This window comes from Psychrobacter sp. 1U2 (assembly GCF_051847575.1).
Genome location: NZ_JBPYDC010001074.1, coordinates 1 through 716 on the forward strand (window position 1 = coordinate 1; position 716 = coordinate 716).

The 716-nt window shown below is 42.2% G+C and carries 1 protein-coding gene; it reads left to right on the plus strand.

The window, feature by feature from the left end; translation table 11 throughout:
- Positions 1-333: 333 nt before the first annotated feature.
- A partial coding sequence (locus tag ACS8FD_RS20465) for a dihydroxy-acid dehydratase domain-containing protein (protein WP_439277215.1) occupies positions 334-716 on the plus strand: 383 nt, incomplete at its 3' end.

A 716-nucleotide genomic window follows, 5' to 3' on the forward strand; every position in this document is an offset into this window, starting at 1 on the left:
GCTAATCATCATTAATGCTAGTACAGACTATCAACAGCTATTGGCTACTCATGCTTTAACGATTGTCGCTAAGCTAGAAGCGGATAAAGCAGAATTGCCTTGGTTTGAAGCAGCCATTCTAGAACGAATCGCTTAAAAATGTGACGCCAGTTTTTATGTAAGATGCCTTCACATTACCCATGAATTGTTTTTAGTTATTCATATCTAATGGTATGGTAACGTCTTAGTATTATTCACTAGTATTCACTTTGTATAAAAAGCACACTATAAACATCAAAGCTAAAGCTGAGGCTATATCTTTAACGAGCCTCGCCTATTTGTAAGGAATATCATATGGATTATCGCTCAAAAACTTCTACTGGTGGTCGTAATATGGCAGGTGCCCGTGCACTATGGCGCGCCACTGGCATGACTGATGGCGACTTTGGCAAACCGATTATCGCTATTGCCAACTCATTTACGCAGTTTGTACCTGGACATGTGCATTTAAAAGATCTTGGACAAATGGTCGCGCGTGAGATCGAAAAAGCGGGCGGTGTGGCAAAAGAGTTTAATACTATCGCCGTCGATGACGGTATCGCAATGGGTCATAGCGGTATGTTGTATTCACTGCCGAGCCGTGACCTCATCGCTGACTCAGTAGAATACATGGTCAATGCTCATTGCGCTGATGCTTTGGTTTGTATCTCTAACTGCGATAAAATTACCCCTGGCAT